This window comes from Syntrophotalea acetylenivorans (assembly GCF_001887775.1).
GTDB classification, from domain to species: domain Bacteria; phylum Desulfobacterota; class Desulfuromonadia; order Desulfuromonadales; family Syntrophotaleaceae; genus Syntrophotalea_A; species Syntrophotalea_A acetylenivorans.
Map to the genome: position 1 here is coordinate 1,708,012 of NZ_CP015519.1, position 19,074 is coordinate 1,727,085.

At 55.5% G+C, this 19,074-nt stretch carries 16 protein-coding genes and 1 tRNA gene; 4 read left to right on the plus strand and 13 right to left on the minus strand.

The genetic code is table 11. The annotated features are described in order from the left end of the window. Positions 1-12 precede the first annotated feature (12 nt). The 6 genes from pstB to A7E78_RS07870 form a co-directional block, all read right to left on the minus strand. Positions 13-795 carry a phosphate ABC transporter ATP-binding protein PstB gene (gene pstB, locus A7E78_RS07845; RefSeq protein WP_072283705.1) on the minus strand — a complete coding sequence of 261 codons (783 nt, stop codon included), beginning with the start codon at positions 793-795 and terminating at the stop codon, positions 13-15. A 17-nt stretch (positions 796-812) separates the two neighbouring features. Beyond that, positions 813-2,414, minus strand: a complete 1,602-nt coding sequence (pstA, locus tag A7E78_RS07850) for a phosphate ABC transporter permease PstA (RefSeq protein WP_072283706.1) — start codon at positions 2,412-2,414, stop codon at positions 813-815. A 151-nt stretch (positions 2,415-2,565) separates the two neighbouring features. After that, positions 2,566-4,794 (minus strand): ABC transporter permease subunit, encoded by a 2,229-nt coding sequence (locus A7E78_RS07855; protein WP_072283707.1) that lies wholly within the window; start codon positions 4,792-4,794, stop codon positions 2,566-2,568. Positions 4,795-4,905: 111 nt separating this feature from the next. Beyond that, positions 4,906-5,904 carry a PstS family phosphate ABC transporter substrate-binding protein gene (locus A7E78_RS07860; RefSeq protein ID WP_072283708.1) on the minus strand — a complete coding sequence of 333 codons (999 nt, stop codon included), beginning with the start codon at positions 5,902-5,904 and terminating at the stop codon, positions 4,906-4,908. A gap of 213 nt (positions 5,905-6,117) precedes the next feature. Continuing rightward, entirely contained in the window at positions 6,118-7,890 is a 1,773-nt protein-coding gene (locus A7E78_RS07865) for a HAMP domain-containing sensor histidine kinase (RefSeq protein WP_158516086.1), read from the minus strand. A gap of 159 nt (positions 7,891-8,049) precedes the next feature. Beyond that, positions 8,050-8,778, minus strand: coding sequence for a response regulator (locus A7E78_RS07870; RefSeq protein ID WP_235606718.1), 729 nt, complete (start codon positions 8,776-8,778; stop codon positions 8,050-8,052). Positions 8,779-9,046: 268 nt separating this feature from the next. Between A7E78_RS07870 and A7E78_RS07875 the strand changes: the two genes are divergently transcribed. The 3 genes from A7E78_RS07875 to mltG all read left to right on the plus strand — a co-directional run bounded on the left by A7E78_RS07875 (position 9,047) and on the right by mltG (position 10,774). Continuing rightward, positions 9,047-9,123 (plus strand) — tRNA-Pro (locus A7E78_RS07875). A gap of 65 nt (positions 9,124-9,188) precedes the next feature. Continuing rightward, a complete protein-coding gene (gene plsY / locus A7E78_RS07880) occupies positions 9,189-9,779 on the plus strand; it encodes a glycerol-3-phosphate 1-O-acyltransferase PlsY (protein WP_145924865.1) in 591 nt (196 codons plus the stop codon). After that, the gene (gene mltG / locus A7E78_RS07885; RefSeq protein ID WP_083552875.1) at positions 9,779-10,774 is read left to right on the plus strand and encodes an endolytic transglycosylase MltG; all 996 of its coding nucleotides are present in this window, start codon (positions 9,779-9,781) and stop codon (positions 10,772-10,774) included. Before plsY ends, mltG begins: the two co-directional genes overlap by 1 nt. 107 nt (positions 10,775-10,881) lie before the next feature. Here the strand turns inward: mltG and A7E78_RS07890 are convergent, their stop codons facing one another. The 6 genes from A7E78_RS07890 to A7E78_RS07915 all read right to left on the minus strand — a co-directional run bounded on the left by A7E78_RS07890 (position 10,882) and on the right by A7E78_RS07915 (position 17,999). Beyond that, complete coding sequence (locus A7E78_RS07890) at positions 10,882-11,760, minus strand: SPFH domain-containing protein (RefSeq protein WP_072283711.1); 879 nt, start codon at positions 11,758-11,760, stop codon at positions 10,882-10,884. 74 nt (positions 11,761-11,834) lie between these two features. Beyond that, on the minus strand, positions 11,835-12,290 hold the full coding sequence (locus A7E78_RS07895; protein WP_072283712.1) for an NfeD family protein: 456 nt from the start codon (positions 12,288-12,290) through the stop codon (positions 11,835-11,837). A gap of 41 nt (positions 12,291-12,331) precedes the next feature. Then, the gene (locus A7E78_RS07900) at positions 12,332-14,617 is read right to left on the minus strand and encodes a DNA translocase FtsK (RefSeq protein WP_072283713.1); all 2,286 of its coding nucleotides are present in this window, start codon (positions 14,615-14,617) and stop codon (positions 12,332-12,334) included. Between the two features lie 33 nt (positions 14,618-14,650). Continuing rightward, a complete protein-coding gene (locus A7E78_RS07905; protein WP_072283714.1) occupies positions 14,651-15,442 on the minus strand; it encodes an undecaprenyl-diphosphate phosphatase in 792 nt (263 codons plus the stop codon). A 179-nt stretch (positions 15,443-15,621) separates the two neighbouring features. Then, positions 15,622-17,295, minus strand: a complete 1,674-nt coding sequence (locus A7E78_RS07910; protein ID WP_072283715.1) for a ribonuclease J — start codon at positions 17,293-17,295, stop codon at positions 15,622-15,624. Continuing rightward, on the minus strand, positions 17,292-17,999 hold the full coding sequence (locus tag A7E78_RS07915; RefSeq protein ID WP_072283716.1) for a lysophospholipid acyltransferase family protein: 708 nt from the start codon (positions 17,997-17,999) through the stop codon (positions 17,292-17,294). Before A7E78_RS07915 ends, A7E78_RS07910 begins: the two co-directional genes overlap by 4 nt. 146 nt (positions 18,000-18,145) lie before the next feature. On the opposite strand from A7E78_RS07915, the gene A7E78_RS07920 reads away from it, so the two are divergent. Further along, positions 18,146-18,595, plus strand: coding sequence for a single-stranded DNA-binding protein (locus tag A7E78_RS07920; protein WP_072283717.1), 450 nt, complete (start codon positions 18,146-18,148; stop codon positions 18,593-18,595). Positions 18,596-18,794: 199 nt separating this feature from the next. On the opposite strand, the gene A7E78_RS07925 is transcribed toward A7E78_RS07920, so the two are convergent. After that, positions 18,795-19,013, minus strand: a complete 219-nt coding sequence (locus A7E78_RS07925) for a hypothetical protein (RefSeq protein WP_072283718.1) — start codon at positions 19,011-19,013, stop codon at positions 18,795-18,797. Positions 19,014-19,074: the final 61 nt, after the last annotated feature.

Consider the following 19,074-nt stretch of genomic DNA (forward strand, 5'->3'; position numbering starts at 1 on the left):
CTATCAGCCCCCTTATCCGAATCGTCCGGTAATATAGTCTTCGGTCTGCTTGCTCTTCGGTTTGACAAACAGTTCTTTCGTCAGGCCGTATTCGACCAGCGCCCCTTCATACAAAAAGGCGGTGTAGTCCGACACCCGTGCCGCCTGCTGCATATTATGGGTGACGATGATAATCGTATATTCGGAGCGCAATTCGCCGATTAATTCCTCAACGCGAATCGTCGACTTGGGGTCGAGAGCCGAACAAGGTTCGTCCATAAGCACCACTTCTGGATTAACGGCAATGGCGCGGGCGATACACAGGCGCTGCATTTGTCCACCGGATAGACCAAGGGCTGACTCATTCAGCCGATCCTTGACCTCATCCCACAAGGCCGCTCCCTGCAGGCTGCGTTCGACGGCTTCATCGAGCACCACCTTGTCCTTTACCCCGGCGATGCGCAATCCGTAGACGACATTTTCATAAATCGACTTGGGAAAGGGGTTGGATTTCTGAAAGACCATCCCGACCCGTCGGCGCAACTCTATGATGTCCATGGTTGCATCGTTGATTTCGGTATCTTCGAGTAGAATACTTCCTTCGACCCGCGCCCCGTCGACCAGGTCATTCATGCGATTGAAACAGCGCAGCATGGTCGACTTGCCGCAACCGGAAGGCCCGATCAGCGCGGTGACCTTTTCCCTGGGGAAATCGAGACTGATGTCGAACAGCGCCTGGGACGCGCCGTAGTAAAAACTCAGGTTGCTTACCCTGACTACAGGGTTATCAACGGTAATACGAATGGGTTCACTCATCGCAACAAAGCCTTTTTTCAGAAAGTTCGATAACTGTAACGCTTTTTCATCTTATTACGCAAATAGATCGCAACGCTGCTCATTGCCAATACGATCAACACCAGCAGCAGAGTGGTGACGAAAACCATCGGCTTGGCCGCCTCAACATTGGGCGACTGGAAACCGATATCGTAAATATGAAACCCGAGATGCATGAATTTGCGATCAAGGTGTACAAAGGGGAAAGTGCCATCAATAGGCAGGGCCGGAGCCAGCTTGACCACGCCGGTAATCATGAGGGGAGCCACCTCGCCGGCAGCGCGGGCCATGGCCAGAATCAGACCGGTCATAATGCCCGGCGAGGCCATGGGCAACAGAGTGCGCACCAGGGTCTGCAGCTTAGTTGCGCCCAAAGCCAGGGAACCTTCCCTCACCCCCTGCGGTATAGCGCCAAGGGCCTCTTCGGTGGCAACAATGACCACCGGCACGGTGAGCAGTCCAAGAGTCAGGCTCGCCCACAGGATGCCGCCGGTGCCGAAGGTCGGGGTCGGCAGGCGCTCAGGAAAAAACATCCGGTCGATACTGCCGCCAATGCCGTAGACAAAAAATGCCAGGCCGAAAATCCCGTAAACGATGGAAGGGATACCGGCCAGATTGTTAACTGCGATCCGCACCAAACGAACCACGACACCTTCCTTGGCGTATTCCCGCAGGTAGATGGCCGCAACCACCCCCAGGGGAAAAGACAGCAGGCTCATGATAAAGATCAGGGTCACGGTGCCAAAAATAGCAGGAAACAACCCGCCCTCGGTATTCGACTCCCGGGGCTCGCCAAAAATCAGTTCATAAAGCTTGCCGGCATAAAAGGCCGCCTTTTGCCACAAAGGCATCTGATTCGGGCGGTAGAAGCGCACTATATTCGCCACTGCCATGGCCTGCTCGGTGCCAGAAGCATCCACAAAGGTGGCGGTGACCTGTGAAAGCTTTTCCACTTGCGCCGCCTGCAACACAACCACATCGTTAAATTCCCGGTCTATGTTCAGCTGCTTCTCTTGAAGCTGGCGCATGGCCTCATCCTCGTCCGCAACCCCGAGATAGATCAGTTTATCCATGCGGGCGCGAATCCCTGACGTTTTGGCATTAAGTCGGGAAAGTTGCTTGGCGATCTGGCTCAGGCTGCCTTCTGTTTGCTCCTCGACATAGCGATGAGCGGCTTCCAGTTGTTCCCAGGGGCTCAATTGTGCCGCATCGGTCAATTGGGCGGTCTCCACATGGAGCAACCGACCATAAAAATTGCCGTACTCCTCGCGTTCAAGCACCACTGCATTATCCGGATGGGCCAGCCGAGAAATATCGCTTTCATCCACCCAGCGGAAATCGAGACCGTAGAGCTCGCGATTGCCAACCTTGAACTGCAAACGCTCACCTTCGCCCCGGTACACCGGTTCCCGGCGAATAACTTCCCCCATCAGACGGCTGCCATCTGCTAACTGGGCTTCCGCCACGGCTGACGGCCAAAAAACTCCAAGGCCGTTGACGATCACCACTACGATGAGCACCAGGGCCAGCAACAGGGTCAGGGTCAGGGCCGCGGCCGTGCCCCAGACACAATGTTCACCTCTACGCCAGAAGTTGGTCATAAAACATCCTGTATCCAGGTTACAAATACCAGCGACACCGCCAATGGCTCATTCAAGGCCATTTTGAGTGAAACGCAGGCAGATTCAAATTTACCCAGCAGAGGGTTGAAAATCCACCCATGGGATATTCACCCTAATTTTCAGCAGCCTGCTAGAAACGACCGTACTTTTTCCTTAACCGCTGCCGAACAACCTCCGCAAAGGTGTTGAGAACAAAGGTCATGAGGAACAATAGGACCGCCGACAGGAACAACACCCGATAGAGTGTTCCTCCGTGTGGCGCCTCGGGAATTTCGACAGCAATATTCGACGACATGGGCCGCATGCCGTTGAAAATACTCCAATCCATAATCGCCGTGTTGCCGGTAGCCATGAGCACGATCATGGTTTCACCGATAGCGCGACCGAAACCGATCATCGTGCCGGCAAAAATACCGGGACTGGCCGAAGGCAGAATAACCCGCTTGACCGTCTGCCAGCGGCTGGCCCCCAAGGCCAGAGAAGCCGCCCGCAAACTTTGAGGCACATTGGAAAGGGAATCTTCAGCGATCGTGAAGATGATCGGGATCACCGCAAAACCAAGAGCGAAGGAGATGACGATATTGTTACGGGGGTCGTAGCGGGTGCCTGCTTCGGTAAACAACCAGAGTTTGAAATCACCACCGAAGAACCAGCCCTCTACCACCGGTCCGAGCATCAGTGCACAGGCCACCGCGGCCACCAGCACTGGAGCCAACAGTAAAAATTCATGCCCTTTTTCAATACGTTTGAACAATGGATATTTGCGCACGAATTGCCAGACAACCAAAGCCAGCAATAGAAAGGTCGGCACGAACAGAACGCTGAGGAACAGAGCGGTTATCGATTTTTCCAGAAGCGGAGCAAACCACAGAGCAGCAAGAAAACCGATAATGACTGAAGGCACCGCCGCCATGACCTCAACCGCAGGTTTAATCATGCCCCGCAGCTTATCGCTTCCGAACTGACTGGTGTAGATAGCACCGAACAACGCCAACGGTACTGCAAACAGCATGGCGTAAACGGTCCCCTTAATGGTACCGAAGACCAGCGGGGTGAGGCTGAGCTTGGGCTCGAAATCATCGCTGGCAGAGGACGATTGCCAGGCATAGACCGGCTCGTCGTAGCTCTCATACCAGACCTTGCCGAACAGGGTTTTCCAGCTCACTTCCGGATGGGGATTGACCACCCGCCAGACCACGGCCCTTCCCTGTTCATCGATACCCACCAGCCCGTCGCCTCGCCGGGACAGGGCAACGTCACGCAGGGGACCGACTTCCGCCAGGTTCAGCAACTGTCGTTCGCTGGTCATATGGTCGAGATGAACGGAGCCATGTTCATCGACGCTGAGCAGACTCTTGTCGCGCAACGACGGTAGCAGCCTAGTTACCGCACCACGGTGGGATGCCAGCGTATGAATATGGTGCAGCCGCTTGACCCCGCCGGAAGCTTCACTCGCCACCGGGAACCAGGTTGTCACGCCGCCATCAGCATCGCCTACCGCCAGGGAAATATCGCCAAGGATCAGACACAGGGAGGTGATTGCCCGCCGTTGAGTAAAAGCCGGCAGACGATCGAGCAATACCGGCTCTTCCGGGTCGGAAAGATCCCAACGCAACAGGGTACCCTGATCGGTCCCCGCATAGAGGGCGGTGCCGGTACTGTCCATGGTCAGGGCGGTAATCTGTTCTTGGACCAAACCGGGATCGAGACTGTAACGGTAATCCTCTATCTCCTGTTCGCCGAACAAGTCCTCTATGGCGACTTGTTGATCAACCTGCAAAACACCATCAGCTCGCAGGCTGACCCTTACCAGGCTGGCCTCATCGGCGGCGCGGGCCACAAAACGCTGCGGTAGAACACCGTCCACCGGAGCCATAAGAGCCAAGCGCTCTACGCGGCGTTCAAATGACCGGCGCCCCTCGTCATCAAAGCGGGGCAAAAACCGAACTTCCTCAATGGTCAGGGAACCGTCGTTCCAGAGGATGTTGAAGCGCCGCGGGCCACTGCGTTCAACATCGACCACCGCCACTCCTTCGCCGGGTGGCGCCAGAACCACTGTCTCCAATTGTTTTCCGCTGTCGGTGGCATAAAAAAGCACCGAACCGTCGCTCCGCAGGGTAAAAACGCTTTCCAGATAATCGTCGACTCCCGCCTGCAGAACAGTGGCCTCTGAGGCGGCACTGACATTGACCAGGGCTTGACGCTCGATGGAGGGCGACTGAAACAGGGGGAAGGTTACCCTTGCGATGAGAAACAAGATCAACACAACACTGAGAATGACCGCCACCCCGCCAATGGAGATAACATAGCGGGCAATCCGGTCCCAGCGCTTGACGCTCTTTAAATGCTTTTTATTCATTTTCCCGTTCCAGTGCCAATTCCAAGGCCGAACATAAAAAAGCCCTGCCCACCGGCCCCATGGGTCCGGTGGGCAGAGTATTAACTGGCAATTGTGCCATGCAGGCTCAACTTACTTGATCGGGGCCAGCTGCTTCATGGCCACCGGAGCAGGCAGGGGCAGATAGCCGTCTTTGACAACGATTTCCTGGCCTTCTTTGGAAAGTACGTACTTGAGGAATTCCGCGGTCATTTTCGGCAGGGGCTTGTTAGGAGCCTTGGCAACATACAGGTAAAGCATGCGGCCGAGAGGATATTTTTTCGCCAGTACGTTTTCATAAGTAGGCTCGTAGGCTTTTTGACCTTCTTTTTTGGCCAGAGCGATAGCTTTCACGCCAGAGGTCTTATAACCGATACCGGAGTAACCGATACCGCCAAGATCTTCAGTTACCGACAGAACCACCGAAGCGGAACCGGGTTGTTCCTTGACGATATCCTTGTAATCGCCTTTGAACAGAGCCTTCTTTTTGAAGTAACCGTAAGTACCGGAAGCCGAGTTACGACCATAGAGACTGACCGGCTTGTTGGCCCACTCACCACTCAGGCCAGCCTGACCCCAGGTGGAGATTTCATCCATGCCGCCCTTGCGGGTTTTAGAGAAAACAGCGTCGATCTGCTGCAGAGAGAGGCTTTCGATTGGGTTGTCCTTGTTGACATAAACAGCCAGGGAATCGAGGGCTACGCCAACCGGGGTCGGCTTGAAACCGTACTTCTTCTCGAAGGCCTCGACTTCGCCCCGCTTCATGGCACGGGACATGGGACCGATCTGGGATACGCCTTCGATCAGTGCCGGGGGAGCGGTACTGGAACCCTTGCCTTCGATCTGAATGTTGACATTGGGGTACTTCTTGCGGAACCCTTCGGCCCACAGGGTCATAAGATTGTTGAGGGTGTCAGAACCAACACTGTTCAGATTTCCCGAAACGCCCTGGGTTTTCTGATAAATCGGCAGCTTCGCATCGACCTTAATCTGCGCTGCAGAGCTGCTTGCAACCATCATCGGAACCGCCAATACGGCGGCGAGGGCCACTGCGGCCACACCTTTGATTTTTCCAGCTGCCTTGAAATTCATCAAACCATCTCCTTTTTTGAATTGGGGAATGTTGGCCCACCGCAAACAAGTCAAGCAGCAGAGCCCGTAGTCGTCTTATGTTGGTGAGCCTAATCTGCCCACAGAATGTTAGGCCCTTGTTAGGCAAGCATAAGATGATTGCAAGCACGTCTTTCCCTGAATGGAAACCCTGATGATTTCGAATAAATGGTTTCAACTTAAAAAAGGAACATCTCAAGCAGCAGGCAGTAAAATGGTAAACACACTCCCCGCACCGGGTTCGCTGGAAACAGTTACCGTGCCGCTATGGGCCTGAACAATATGTTTAACGATTGCCAGACCGAGGCCAGTCCCTCCCTGACGACGGCTACGGGCCTTGTCGACCCGGTAAAAACGTTCAAACAGACGGGACAAATGTTCCCGTGCAATACCGCAACCCCGATCCCGAACCCTAATTTCGATCATATCGTTTCTGACTTCTGCTTCAACCTGCACACTGCTTTTCTGCTCACTGTACTTAATGGCGTTATCGACCAGGTTGATGACCGCCTGCTCAATAAGGGGAGCATTGATACGGGACTGCAGAGCAGGACTGCAGGCCACCCCCAGAGAAATCTCCTTGTCCGCCGCCGCCACTGAACAGGACTGAACCGCCGAACGAAGCACCGGTTCCAATTCCTGCATTTCCAGCATCATGCCACTGACATCGTCGTTCTGTTCAATGCGCGAAAGGGCCAGCAGGTCGTCGATAATGGCATTGAGCCGGTCAGCCTGTTTGGCGATAATCTTCAAAAATTCCTGACTGTCGGCCGGCGATACGGCAGCGCCATCCATCAGAGTTTCCACCGAAGCCTTGATCGCGGTGATCGGAGTCTTCAACTCATGGGAAACGTTGGCCACAAAATCGCGGCGGATATTCTCCAGCCGGCGCAACCGGGTTACATCGTTCAGCACAATTAGCACCCCGATTTCTTGTTGCTCGGCATCGCGCAATACAGTGCCATGGGCTTGCAGATAACGAGTTTCAGGGTCCTGCAGTACGATTTCGCCTTCTACCGGATCGGGACATTCCAGGGTTCGGCCGATGAAACGCTGTAGATCGGCCTTGCGGGCTACCTCGGCGATACGCTGCCCCTGCACCTGTTGTGGGTCGACACCGAGAAATTGTGCCGCCGCCTGGTTGAAATGAAGAACCCGTTCCTCCATATCGATAGCCAGCACCCCTTCGACCATGCTCGCCAACACCGCCTGTTGTTCATTTCGCTGTTCCATAATGGTCCGGATACGATCATCAAGCTGTTCGGCCATCAGATTCATCGCCCGGGCCAAAGCGCAAACCTCCATGGAACCTGCCGCTGTCAACTTGCGATCGAAACGGCCCTGAGCAAAGTCCACCGCACCGTGACGCATGGCCTCCAGCGGCCGACTGATGCGACGAGAAACCCAGAAGCTGGCCAGTGCCGCCAGTACCAGAGCCACCAAGCCACCAATCGGCACCTGGCGATAAAGCGTCTTCAAAGCGTTTTCAATGGCTGTCAGAGCGCGGGCGGCCCTTACCGTGCCGATGATCCTGGCTTCGTTGGCCACCGGCACCGCCACATACATCATAGCCTGCTGCAAAGTACGGCTATAGCGGGTCGAATGAGACACTCGGCCAGCCAGACCATCAGCAACCTCTACTCGACTGGCGTGGTTTTCCATTCGGGCCGGATCCTCGATGGAGTCGCCAACCACGACCCCCGACGGCAAAACCACGGTAAAACGGGCATCGGCAGCCGCACCGAAGTCCTTGCACAATTGATCAAGCTTGGCAAAGTCTCCGACCTCAAGAGCAAGGGCGACCTGCGGGCTCACCAAGCGGGCACGAGCCTCCAGGTCGGCTGCAGTCTGTCGAAGAAAGAAATCCTCGATGGCTCCCGTCAAGTGCCAGCCAACACCGAATAGAACCGCCATAACAATGAACACGTAGGAGGGAAAAATCTGCCAGAGCAAACGGATATTTCTCATCGTCATCAATCCTTGAACTACATGAAAAAAGGCATAAGATGGATAAACAAAAATTTCGTTCTACAAGGCTTGGTGTTTTTCAGGGGCGAAGGCATACACGGGTATGTCGAGGTCCTGAAAAACGCCGTAACGCCGTAGAGCGGACTTTTTGCGACGCCATCAGTCCTTGAAGCGGTAGCCGACCCCCCGCACGGTTTCTATAAGCTTTCCGTAAACACCCAGTTTTTTCCGCAACCCAACAATCTGCACATCGACAGCCCGGTCCGTTACCGAATAATCGTCCCCGCGCACGGCATTGACGATCTGGTAGCGGGTAAACACCCAACCGGGACGGCTGGCCAGAAAGTGTAACACCCGAAACTCTGTGTAAGTCAGGTCGACAGCCTGGCCGTCAACCAGAACCTCGTTGCGGCCCGGATGAACTAGCAAACCGTCGGTTTTGATCACCTCGGACTGCTCGGCCGAATCATCGTCCCCCGCATTGCGTCGCAACACCGCCCTGGCGCGGGCGATAAGGATTCGCGGGCTGAAGGGCTTGGTCACATAATCGTCCGCCCCCATTTCAAGGCCGGCCACCACATCAGCCTCTTCGCCTTTGGCCGTCACCATCAACACGGCGATAGAACGGGTCTCGGGTTGACTTTTAAGGGTACGACAAACCTCAAGGCCATCAATACCCGGCAGCATCAGATCGAGCACGACCAAGTCAGGCGGGTCCTTCTGCACGATTCGCAGAGCCTCTTCTCCGCTGGTGGCACAGGTCGAACGAAACCCTTCCCGGGTCAAGTTGTAATGGATTAAAGCCAGGATATCTTCCTCGTCCTCGACCACCAGAATATGTTTCCTGGACTTTGAATGCCCTTGGGGCATCGATTGATTGTCTGTCATGGGCAGCTCATCTCCCTGCCTTAATGGTTAGCGTCACAGATGCTATTACATTGCAAATGTTAGGAAATTATGAGTACGCTTCTGAATATCGTATTCAACCTCTCTAAACATGATCTCAGTCTAACATATCAGGAACACCCTTCATTCCGTATCGGAGACCGTCTAACTCACAAGGGTATTTGCCCGTTACCCCACGGGCATTATAGACTGGAAAAATTGTTGCTTTTTTCCGATAGTCGTGATAGAAATCTGCCTCTGTCGGAAGCCTCGGGATGTAGCGCAGCCTGGTAGCGCACCTGCTTCGGGAGCAGGGGGCCGCTGGTTCGAATCCAGTCATCCCGACCAATTCCTACACTGAAGCGGCCTTCCGGGCCGCTTTTGTATTTTTAGCGACTTTCTCCGGGGACTACATGATGATCTTTGCACTCGTACTGCTTACCGCTTACCTGATCGGCGCCATTCCAACCGGCCTGCTGCTGACCCGTATGGTCGGCGGCGGTGACATCCGCAACAGCGGTAGCGGCAACATCGGCGCTACCAACGTCTACCGCACCATCGGCCGCAAACTCGGTGCCTTGACCCTGGTCGGCGACGCCCTTAAGGGTGCCCTGCCAGTGCTGGCAGCCAACACCCTGTTCGGCGACAACCTTTATCAGGTCGGTGCAGTTTCTGTCGCGGCCTTTCTCGGCCATTGCTTTCCGGTTTATCTCGGCTTCAAGGGTGGCAAAGGGGTCGCCACCGCTCTTGGCGTCTATCTGGTTCTGTCTCCCCTGGCAGTGCTCGGCGCCTTCCTGACCTTTGCCGGGCTGGTGTGGAAAACGCGTTATATCTCAGTGGGTTCCATCAGTGCTGCCGCAGTTATTCCTGTGTTGGTCTGGTTTACTAGAGGCTCGCTGCCCTTGCTGTTGGCCACCTTGATAATCAGCAGCATTGTTATCCTGCGCCACCGCACCAATATTCAACGCCTGTTCGCAGGCACAGAAAATAAATTTAAAGCCTGATGAAGCGTCGGCTGTTCTTCTTCATTTTCGCTCTGGCGCTTCTACCTCTGCTTTTCTGTGGCGGGTATTATACCTTCTTCCTGCGACAGACCGTCTCACCACCGACGCCCATCACCATCAGCATAGCTCGGGGCAGCTCTTTTGGTGCCGTGGCTCAGAAGCTTCATGGTGCCGGAGTCGTTTCCAACGTTTTCAGCTTTAAATTACTCGCCCGGCTACGGCGAGATTCCGCAGCTATCCAGGCGGGCGACTATCATTTTACCGAGCCCGCCACCCCCGGCCAAATCCTCGACCGCCTGGTAGCCGGCGATGTCCAACTCCACCGGTTGACCATCCCCGAAGGCTTTGCCATCAAAGAAATCGCCGAACGTCTGCAGCACAGCGAATTTCAAGACGCCGCAGCCTTTCTGCCCCTAACCCGCGAGCCCGCGCTGCTCCGTGAATTGGGCATCAAAGCTGCCTCGCTGGAAGGCTACCTGTTTCCTGAAACATACACCTTCGACAGCCGTACTAACAGCCGCCAGCTGATTGAAGCCATGGTCGATCAGTGTCTGGCCGTACTGACGCCTGCCCTTTTGGCCAAGGCCAAAGAACAGAATCTCAATCGTCATCAGCTGCTGACCCTGGCATCCATCATTCAAAAAGAAGCCGGCAACAACAGCGAGATGCCCCTGATTTCGGCGGTCTTTCATAATCGCTTGCAGCGGGGCATAGCCCTGCAGGCGGACCCAACCGTCATCTACGGCGTCAAAGACTTCGACGGCAACCTCACCCGCCGCCATCTGCGGGAAATCACTCCCTACAACACCTATCGCGTTCCCGGCTTACCGCCCGGTCCCATCGCCAGCCCCGGCCAAGCCGCCCTGCAGGCTGCGGCCAATCCGGCATCGGTAAACTACCTCTACTTCGTCGCCCGCGGCGACGGCAGTCACAAGTTTTCCAGCACCCTGCGCGAGCACAATGCGGCGGTACGGCGTTATCAGCTCAAGCAATAAATTCCAGTGATTAGTAATGAGTGATGAGTAAAAAAACTGAAAGCCCCAAAATCCTGAGATTTTGGGGCTTTCCACACATTACTAATTACTGACTACTCGAAGTTTCCTTATTTCCCCAACAACCCCCGCACAGCACCGATGACATCGGCTGGCAATAGGACCAACTTGGAGTTCGAAGAACCGGACATCTCTTTAACCGCTTCCACATACTGTTCGCCGAGCAAATAGGTAGCGGGCAGTTGATTTTCGCCGATCGCCTCGGTCACCCGGCTGATCGCCTCGCGCGTCGCGTCGGCGAGAATCTTTTTCGCCTCGGCATCCCGCTTGGAAGCTTCAAGGTTACCTTCGGCTTCACGAATAGCGGCCTCTTTGGCCCCTTCGGCATTGAGGATGGCGGCCGATTTCTTGCCTTCGGCTTCGGTGATAGCGGCACGGCGGGTACGCTCGGCAGCGGCTTGCTGTTCCATCGCCATCTGCATGGTAGCAGAAGGCTTGATGTCCTGAATTTCTACCGTCTTGACCACGATTCCCCAGGCCGCCACATCATCTGAAATCGACTCTTTGAGCCGCGTCTTTATGAGCTCCCGGGAAGTGAGCGCGTCATCGAGGTTCATCTCGCCGATAATGCTCCGCAGCGAGGTCTGCACCAGGTTGCGAATCGCGACCAGGTAGTTATCGATGCCAAACACCGCCTTGGGCGGATCGATGATATTGATGAAGGCAATCGCGTTGGCGGTAATCACAGCGTTGTCCTTGGTGATAACCTCCTGGCTGGGAATATCGAGGGAGATATCCTTGGTCAGTACTTTGTACGCAATCGTATCGAGATAGGGAATGACGAAGTTAAGGCCGGGGTTGAGAGTCTTGTGGTACTTACCCAGCCGTTGCACCACGTGCTTGTATCCTTGAGGTACGATGCGTACGCCGAGAAAGATGGTTACCAACACCAGCGCCAGCAAAATAACGATCAGAATCAAACCTGGCATAATCCGAACCTCCCGATTGCAATAGAGTGATTAACGTTTGATGCATTCGCAAAACTCATAGGATGGCTGAGCCATCAACGTTTTTCTACTGTCAGCACATGACCTTCAATGCCGGTAACTCTTACCTCATCCCCCGCCTGCAGCGATTCGGAGCAGATGCAAGGCCATTCCTCGCTGCCCAACAGAGGCACCGTAAAACGCACCCTCCCCTTGTCCCGAGGGCTGGCCGAACCTTTGATGACCAGGGCCAGTTCACCAATGATCGCCTCGCGAGCCATACCGGCGGTACTGCGATCAGCCATGCGCGGCTTCAAAACCCGAAACCAGAAGATCGTAGAGCCCGCCGAGAAAAGGGCAAATAAAGCCAATTGAGCGGTCAGGGACAGGCCCGGAAAGAGCAACAACAACAGACCGGTAAATCCTGCACCGAGCCCGAACCAAAAAATGGTAAATGAAGGCACGATCAATTCGGCCCCGACCAACAACAAGCCGAGGGCCAGCCAATGCCACCACTGCATAGAAAATTCCATGTTGGACTCCATTTAATCAGCGCCGCTTACCGCGAAAAATTTTACGGCTCCTGGCGATTGATAAACACCTCTCTTGGACGACTGGTACCGTCCGAGGGACCGATGATCCCTTCCTGCTCCATCTTTTCAACCATGCGTGCGGCCCGGTTGTAACCGACTCGCAAACGCCGCTGCAACATGGAGATGGAGGCCTGACGGGTTTCTGCTACCAGGGCCAAGGCCTCATCCCACTTCTCGTCGTATTCATCGTCCCCGTCCCCGTCGCCCCCTCCGTCGCTTGATGGCGGGGCAGTAAGGATCGACTCATCGTATTCGGGGGTCCCTTGCTTTTCCAGGAAATCAACGACCCTTTTCACCTCCAGCTCGGAAACAAAGGCGCCGTGAACCCTCTGCAGCGCGCCGGTCCCCGGAGGCAAAAAGAGCATATCCCCCATGCCCAGCAAGGTTTCCGCGCCCATGGTGTCAAGAATGGTGCGGGAATCGACGCGGGAAAAAACCTTAAAGGAAATACGGGTCGGGAAATTGGCCTTGATCAAACCGGTGATAACATCCACGCTCGGCCGTTGGGTAGCCAGTATCAAATGAATTCCGGCGGCCCTTGCCATCTGGGCCAGGCGGGCGATGGATTCTTCAAGTTCGCGGCCGGCGACCAGCATCAGGTCGGCCAGCTCATCGACAATAACCACGATGCGCGGCAAATGACCGTGTTCCAGCTCTTCCTCGGGGTCGACCTCCACCGGCGGCAATTCCTCGTCGACCTCTTCCACCGCCTCGACGATCATCTGCCCCTTGGCGCGCAGCTCCTCTTCCTCCTGCAGTTCCTTACGCAGTTTTTTATTGTAGCCGTCGACGTTTCGCACACCCTTGTCGGCCATCAGTCGATAACGCCGCTCCATCTCCCGGACCGCCCAATTCAGGGCCAGAGCCGCCTTTTTGGGGTTGGTTACGACCGGCAACAGCAGGTGGGGGATCCCCTCATAAATGGACAATTCAAGCATCTTCGGATCGATGAGAATGATACGCACATCCTCGGGAGCCGCCCTGTAGAGAAGAGACAGGATCATGGTATTGATGGACACCGACTTACCGCTGCCGGTGGAACCGGCCACCAGCAAGTGAGGCATCTTGGCCAGATCGGAGACCACCGTGCGGCCGAAGATATCCTGCCCCAGGGCCATGGGGAGCCGGCTACCGGAGCGCTGGAATTCGTCGGACGCCAGAATTTCTTTCAGGTAAACGGTCTGCCGTTCATGATTGGGGATTTCGATACCGACCACCCCACGACCGGGAATAGGTGCCACGATACGGATAGCGATGGCCTGCAGGGCCATCGCCAGGTCATCGGAGAGGCCGGCGATCTTATTGACCTTCACCCCCGGCGCCGGCGAGAATTCGTACATGGTCACAACCGGACCCGGTTTAACCTCGGTCACCTCGCCCACCACGCCAAAATCGGCAAGCTTCTTCTCCAGAATTCGGGCGTTCATCATCAACGCCTCGCGATCGACGGGGGCCGGCCCCTCATCTTCGTGATCGAGCAAAGACAAAGAGGGAATGTGATAGGTACCGCTTGGCTCCAAAAAGTCGAAGGATTCCTGTTGGCGCTGAGCTTCTTCCTTAGCCTTTTTTTTGCCTTTTTTGGCCTTGCTTGGCACCTTCGGCACCGCCGTGGGGGCGATAATCGGACCGGCCTCAGTTCGTTGCTGAGCAGCGCTGCGTTTTTCGGCACGACGGACCTTCCGCAACTCACGGCGGCGGTCGAGATAACCACCCAAACGGCTCAACAGGCCTTCAAGAAAAAGCATCATGGAAAAGCGGGCCGCCAGCATCAGCGCTACAAGCAGACAGACCGTGAGGAAGATCGCCGCACCGGTCACATTCAACAACCCGCTCAGCTGAGAAGCCAATAGACGTCCAATCGCCCCCCCAGCCTCTTTGATTTGTTCGCCGAACAGGCTCAGGGCCCGAAAGCGCAGGGCCAGCAATCCGGCAAGGGACAGCACCAGGCCGAAAAAAGCACAGCCCCGATACCAACGCAAACGCAAATCACGAAACTTGAGCAGCCGCCAGGCCAGGAGAAAACAGCCGCCGGGAAACAGCAGCGACGGTAAACCGAAGACCTGGTACATGAGGTCGGCCAGATGAGCGCCGACCGTGCCACCGAAGTTACTGATGGTGTCGGGATGAAGATTATTGTTGAAGGAAGGGTCGGCATTGCTAAAGGACAGCAGGGCCAGCAGCAGGTAAAAGCCCACAGCAAGCCAGAAGACCCCGAGAATCTCCTTCTTGAGATGTTCGCGCATCAACGGTTGGGCTTGATCGGTCATATCCGTGCCTCTATTACAGGGAGCCAGGCTCCTTTATTGGGAAAGATACAAAAACAGTCCGCCGGCCAGCCAGCAGTAAAGGGCAAAAGCAAACAGCCGCTTGCGCCGCACCACGGCCAACAACAGGTGGATAGACAATAAACCGGCAAAAAAGGCCATCAGCATGCCAGCAATATAGTTGGACACTTCGGCTGCGGGGACAGCCGTCATATCCCCGGCCGACAGCAAGCCGGCACCAAAAATGGCCGGCAGAGCAAGCAGAAAGGAGAAGCGGGCCGCCGTTTCCCCATCGACTCCCTTAAGCAGTAAAGCGGCAATGGTCGAACCGGAGCGGGAAATCCCCGGGATAATGGCCCCACCCTGTACCGTACCGACCAACAGGGCGTCGCTCCAGGTCAGCTGATTTTCTTTGCGAGTTCCGCGCCGAAATCGTTCGGAGACAAATAATAATGTGCCGGTCACCAGCAGCATCAGCGCCACGGCCGTCAGATTGTGAAACAGACCTTCGAAAAAGTCCTTGAACAACAGACCAATGACGGCTGTCGGCACACTACCCACCATCAACAACAGCAACAGTCGACGGTAAAGAGTTGCCTCTTCATCCCGCCGAAAGGGAGCCGTTGCCAGCAACAGGCATTCGCGGCGAAAATAAAGAATCACCGCGCCCATGGTGGCGACATGCAACAGCACGTCAAAAAGTACTCCGGGCTGACTGAAGTCAGACAAAAAGTGCTGGGCAATGGCCAAATGACCGGAAGAGGAGACGGGCAGGAACTCCGTCACCCCCTGCAGCAGGCCAAGAAATATAGCATCAAACAGATTCACTTTAAATCACTCCTGGTCCGCCGCAGTCGGCGATTTGATTGTTAACGCACTACTAATGGCTAAGCAAAAAGCGCCAAATGCAAGGCGCGTAATTGTCGAGGAATGAGGCGTACCCAGGTACGCCGCAGTGACGAGAGCAATTGCAGCAACGCAGCAGTTGGTGAGTTTTTGCGACGCCATCATTGTTCAAAGATCACCGGTAGTATCAGCGGCCGCCGGTCGATATGACGATTGAAAAAGCGGCGCAAGGTCTTGCGCACTTCGGCCTGCATTTCTTCCCAGTCCGACAGGACTTCGAGGCTGTGTTCCTCCAGCAGTTGACAAAGCTGCTGCCGAGCTTCGTCGAGAAACTCCCGGTGTTCCTCTTCGACAACAAAACCGCGGGTAACAAGCTCGGGGCCATACGATATGGTTCCATCGTTCTGATTGATTCCGAGCAGCACCATAACCAGACCGTGGTTGGCGAGATGGCGTCGATCCCGCAACTCCATCATACCGACGTCACCAACCCCCTTGCCGTCGATAAAGACCCGGCCCGTTGCAACCCGATCTTCCAGCCGCAAACCGTTGATGGAAACCAACAGGGGTTGGCCATTTTCCAACACCTGTACCCGTTCGGCGGCTACCCCCATGCTCTTCGCCAACTGGGCGTGTTTGACCAAATGGCGATACTCGCCATGAATCGGTACGAAACAGTGGGGCCGGGTCAGGGAGAGCACCAGCTTCAACTCTTCCTGACTGGCGTGACCGGAAACATGCACCTCGCTGGTCTTTTCATAAAAAACTTCGGCGCCACGGCGATAAAGCAGGTTGATCAAGCGACTGATAGCCTTCTCATTGCCGGGGATAAATTTGGAGGAAAGAATAACCGTATCGCCCGGTTCCAGCGGCAGCTTTCGGTAGTCATCCATGGCCATGCGCGACAAGACGCTCAACGGCTCGCCCTGGCTGCCGGTAGTAATCACCACCACTTCGTTGCGAGGCAGATCGCGTAACGCTCCCAGCTCCACCAAAGTCTCCGGAGGAACCTGGAGATAGCCAAGCTGGCGGGCAACGGTCGTATTGGACACCATACTGCGACCGTTGACCAGCACCTTACGGCCGCAGGCCACAGCCGCATCGATCACTTGCTGGATACGGTGGATGTTGGAGGAAAAGGTCGCCACCAGGACCAGGCCGTCACAGCCCGGCAAAATCTCGGCAAGGGCCTCGCCGACCTCCCGTTCCGACAGGGTATAACCTTTGCGCTCGACATTGGTCGAGTCGGACAACAGCAGCAGAACACCCTCGTCACCGTAGGCGGCAAGCCGAGCCAGGTCCGTCGGCTGATTATCCACCGGTGTCTGATCGATCTTGAAATCGCCGGTATGCACGACCAGCCCAGCCGCGGTGCGAATCGCCAGACCGACTCCGTCGACAATGGAATGAGCGGCACGGAAGAACTCGACCTCAAAAGCGCCCAGGGTAACCTGCTGCCGAGGACGCACCTGATGCAGACAAGCACTGCTCTTCAGATCGTGCTCTTCCAGTTTGTTAGCCAGCAGCCCGAGGGTCAGAGCCGTGCCGAAGATGGGGGGATTACCCAACCGTTCGAGCAAAAAAGGCACCGCTCCGATGTGATCCTCATGGCCGTGAGTTAACACCAGGCCACGGATGTCATCGATGCGTTCGTCCAGCACTGTAACATCGGGGATCACCAGGTCGATGCCCAGCATGTACGCCTCGGGAAACATCAACCCGCAGTCGATGAGCAGCAGTTCGCCTTGATACTCCAGAGCCATCATGTTGAGGCCGATCTCTCCCAGCCCCCCCAACGGCAACAGCCTCAGAGTATCGGCAGCGGACTCGGTCATGCCTGGCCGGCCTCCTTGAGAGCATCGACGATGGGCTGTCGCACCTCTTCCATCAGAACAGTCCGTTCGGCCACTTCCCGACCGCTTGTGATCACCGGCGGCATGATTGCCAGACGAATATGACCACCGCGTATCCAGCGACTGTGTTTGGGCATCACCTCGCCACTGCCGATAATAGCCAAAGGCACCACCGGCACCTGCGCCTGCAAAGCCAGAGTGAAGCTGCCGGTCTTGAAGCCCTGCAAGGTACCGTCCGGAGAGCGCGTCCCTTCGGGGAAAATAATCACCGAGGTACCGGCGGCGATGCGGCGCACCGCCTCCCTCATGCTGAGCACGCTGTTTCTACGGTTCGACCGGTCGACGGGAATGGCACCGGCACGGCGCATGGCCAGACCGAACAGCGGGATGCGAAACAGTTCGATTTTAGCCATCCAACGAAACTGATCGGGCACCCCGGCAAACAGCGCCAGGATATCAAAGTTGCTCACATGGTTGGCCATATAGACCACCGGACCATTGTGAGCAAGATGTTCCCGGCCGGTGACGGTCAATCTTACACCGGCCAGCCACAAACTGACGCGTCCCCAGATACGGGCATAGGCATGTAGATAGTCGGCGCCAAACAACGATAGAGGTACCCCGGTAAAAATTACGAACAGGGTCCAGGGAACAAACGTAAGCAGAAAAAACAGGGTGCGAAACATCCGGAAATCCTTTCATAAATCTATTAATGGCGCCAGTTTAAGAGAGGGGCGCGGGGGAGTCAAACCTTTTTCGGCAAAGGCCTTTACAGGCTCGGCCAATTTCGCTAGACTCTTGCCAACTCAATCTACGAAGGAGGCTCACCGCTATGTCGGTTAACAAAGTAATCCTGGTCGGAAACCTCGGCAAAGACCCCGAGTTACGCTATACTGCCAGCGGCACCGCTGTTTGCAATTTCTCCATCGCCACCACGGAAAGCTACAAAGACCGAGACGGCAACCGGCAGGAGAAGACGGAATGGCACAACATCGTCGTCTGGCGACAGCTGGCCGAAATCTGCGGCAAATACCTGGCCAAAGGCAAACAGATTTATATCGAGGGCAAGCTACAAACCAGAAAGTGGGAGGATCGCGACGGAAATCCCCGCTACACCACCGAAATCGTCGCCGACCAGATGCAAATGCTCGGTCGGGCTGGAGACGACAACAGTGCAGGACCCCGCCGTGAACCCCGGCAAGAGCCGTCGATGAATCAGAGTCCTCCACAGAATAATTACGACAACGTCCAGTTCAACCCCGATGACGATATTCCCTTTTAATTCCTCGTTATCTGCAAGAATGTTTATAGCCGCCGACCTCAGTGTTGGCGGCTTTTTTAATTTAATTCCTCTCCGCAAACACCTCACACCGGCCCTCATTTTAACGAGAGGCGGCCGATAAAGACGACTATACAAAAAAGAGCCCCGCAGATTTGCAGGGCTCTTTTCTTTTAGCTAATCACTATCCGGCGGCACAAGGCTATTCATCGCCCTCGTCATCCATCTCATGCTTAGGGCCGCGGGGCAGAGCCTTAAGCTCAGCGCCGATGCCTTCAGCAATCGCATCCAGTTCGCACTTACGCAGATGCTTACCAAAAATCTTGAGGTTGACGTCGGCAACCGCAACCACCATGTAACGAGCCTGGTGGGAACCTTCGCCGGGCTTACGACGCTCCCGATAGAAAATCTTTCCTGCCATAATCAAATCTCCTTTTCTGGGTGTACCGCTCTAAGTAGCGGTAGATACAGTTGATTCTTTA